The organism is Tahibacter soli, assembly GCF_025717065.2.
Lineage (GTDB): Bacteria > Pseudomonadota > Gammaproteobacteria > Xanthomonadales > Rhodanobacteraceae > Tahibacter > Tahibacter soli.
Window position 1 is genome coordinate 1 of the sequence record NZ_JAOVZO020000005.1, and the last position, 2,518, is coordinate 2,518.

Below are 2,518 nucleotides of genomic sequence, written 5' to 3' on the forward strand. Positions count from 1 at the left end.
TCTCGAAAATGGTCGGTCAAAAAACAGTGCTGACTTCAAGCCAAAGCTTCAAGACCAGCAAGGTAATGTTCTGGAACGACTTCTGGCGGATCGAGGCCCACAACCTACAACATGTCGGCGTGCCTCTGATTACGCCCGATGAGGTCATGCGCGTGCCTGTTCATGGCAAAGAACAGCGGCAGATCATCTTTCTGCAAGGCCAACATCCTGTCTTCGCACTGAAAATCCCGTTCCACGTCGTCGACGCCTGGGCCGCTGCCGCCGTACGCGCCCCGGTGTCAGTGCAGCTCGACCAGCCCCCCATGCCGCCGAGCGAGACGGCGGCACCGTCCCCACGATCAGAAGGGATGGCAGCAGCCGCTAGCAGCGCGGCCACGATAGGCCCCGTGGGTCAAGGTGGAAAAATTCCCCTTGCAACCAAGCAAGGGTCTGCTTACATAAAAGGAGGCAACAAGCGAAAGGGCCAAGGAATGGCCAAGACTTACGAATTTATCGACAAAGTGGAAGAGAGTGCCGAGCGAATGCACGATGGCATGGTCGATGCAGCTCGGGAAGCAAAGAAGTACGAGCAAAAAGCGCGCGCCCTCGAAAGCAAACTCGCGACGTTATCACCGCAAGACCCTAGTCGAGGAAACCTGATCAAGCATCTCGATCTAGTTCGTTTCCTGGCCAGAACGGCTCATCAAGATATGGCCGTTGGTCGTCAGATTCTTGATGCCGACAATCAGGTTCTTGCCTTTTATAAAGAGGAAGTATGACGACACTAGAGAGCGAAGCTGCGCGTAGCAAGCAGCAGCTACTAGACGCAATCGACAAAAGGGACAGCATTAAGTCCGAATTGCAGAAAAGCGAAGCTGAGCTACAGGAGAATGGCTATTCGAACGCCCTGATGGCGAAGATCGGCGAGCTGAGAAGCCAACTCGGCGATCAGGTTTCTGTAGTCGAAGCCCGAGGCGCAGAATGGAGAGAAGCGGCAGCCAACCTCAGCGCAGAGCAAAAGCTGGAGAACGAAATGCACAAGGAACTCAACAAGGACAATGACCCGGAGCTCGGTAGAGCCCCCGGCAAAAGTCTCGACGACTTCGGCAAGAAGAAAGACGACCTAGAGCGATAACCTTTCGACTGTCATCCCCTCTGACTACTAAGCGAGGCAGAAATGAGTACTCCTCCCCAAACGCCATCGGCACCGCAATCACCGCCGCCTCCGTGGCATACAGACCTTCTTTCTCTGAAGATCGAGATGATGAAGTTGTTGGGCGGCGCCCTGACTATCTTCAGCGTAATACTCGGAATTCTGGGGTACTTCGGTTTTCAGCAGGTGATGAAAAGTCAGCTTGAAAAATGGGCTCAAGACGAATTCAAAGTTAAAATCGAAGCCAGCAAGGCCCTAGCCGAGAGCGCAGCTCAAAATGCGAACAAGTCACTCGGCGAAGTGAACGCGATCCTGGCGGGTCTCAGGGCCAAAGCTGTCGTGCCAATCGGCACCATTGTCCCTTGGTTTCCCCCGGAGGTTCCGAAAGAGGGAGTGTCGCTCAACACTATCGTTCCTCAGGGATGGGCAATCTGCGATGGTTCAAATGGAACGCCTAACCTGCAAGATAGGTTCGTTCTCGGGACTCTCGACCCCAATAGTATTGGCAAGCAAGGCGGATCGAAAACGCACAACCACACGGCCAGTTTCTCCGCCCCACGGTTTGAGGCCGACAACGTCGGTAGTCGAGGGACCGGGGCCAGTGAACACGATCGCACCAAGGTCTCGGTGAATGAGGCAGAAGCTATGCCGCCCTACACGATGCTCGTATACATCATGAAACTGCCGTAACTCATCGCCCCAGATACACCACCGTATTCTGCTCGCGCTCGCGACCTAGCTCGCGGAAGATCTTCAGTCTGGCGTCGCAATCGCGAGCATTGTTTCGGCAAGCCATTCGCTCGCTGGGAGTCTAGGTAACACCGGCTGGTGACGCAGCTCAACTCTGGCGTTCGGGATTTCAACATGACATCGAACCAGCACATCGCTTTTTTGGGCAACTTTGAGGTCGAGGATGATGCGTTCGAGATGACTGCTGAGCGTTTCATTTTGCGAGGCGATGGTATCTCGTTCCAACTAAAGTTCTACGAAACCGACTACGGCAAGAGCACTGCCACAGGAACGGCCCAGCGCAATTCGCTCGGAGGCTTTAACTGCGATGACCTCAGGCTTCGCTATGCCACTGACAAGTCAGACATTCCGGCTGTAGTTCGTTTTAGTAAGATCGACGCTTCCGACGATCAATCGGCCCTTTCGGTTGAGGGCACGTGGGAGCAGGCCGGCGACACTTTCCGGTTCAGCGGCCTGCTGAAACGCTTCAAGTCATGACGATTTCACCGACGCCGGTGTAGATTCGCACGTCCTAAATTTAGAGCATTGTGCGCTACGAAGGGGAAACATGCTCAACGATTATGGATTTCAGGTGGCGCAGTGGGACGCCGCTAAGAAGGAGGCGAAGGACATCCTAATTGATGTGGCCAAGCGCAA

At 54.6% G+C, this 2,518-nt stretch carries 4 protein-coding genes; all 4 read left to right on the forward strand.

All coding sequences use genetic code 11. The features are described from left to right. The coding region (locus OD750_RS06900; protein ID WP_263542683.1) for a type IV secretory system conjugative DNA transfer family protein at positions 1 to 758 on the forward strand (758 nt) is incomplete at its 5' end. Beyond that, positions 755 to 1,114, forward strand: coding sequence for a hypothetical protein (locus tag OD750_RS06905; protein WP_263542684.1), 360 nt, complete (start codon positions 755 to 757; stop codon positions 1,112 to 1,114). The genes OD750_RS06900 and OD750_RS06905, both read left to right, overlap by 4 nt. A gap of 126 nt (positions 1,115 to 1,240) precedes the next feature. After that, a complete protein-coding gene (locus OD750_RS06910; protein ID WP_263542685.1) occupies positions 1,241 to 1,822 on the forward strand; it encodes a hypothetical protein in 582 nt (193 codons plus the stop codon). Positions 1,823 to 1,996: 174 nt separating this feature from the next. Further along, positions 1,997 to 2,359, forward strand: a complete 363-nt coding sequence (locus OD750_RS06915) for a hypothetical protein (RefSeq protein WP_263542686.1) — start codon at positions 1,997 to 1,999, stop codon at positions 2,357 to 2,359. The last annotated feature ends 159 nt before the right edge of the window (positions 2,360 to 2,518 follow it).

Bases quoted from the DNA above. Each gene is read 5' to 3' on its own strand.
- OD750_RS06905 (WP_263542684.1), top strand. From the start codon at position 755: ATGACGACACTAGAGAGCGAAGCTGCGCGTAGCAAGCAGCAGCTACTA.
- OD750_RS06910 (WP_263542685.1), top strand. From the start codon at position 1,241: ATGATGAAGTTGTTGGGCGGCGCCCTGACTATCTTCAGCGTAATACTC.
- OD750_RS06915 (WP_263542686.1), top strand. From the start codon at position 1,997: ATGACATCGAACCAGCACATCGCTTTTTTGGGCAACTTTGAGGTCGAG.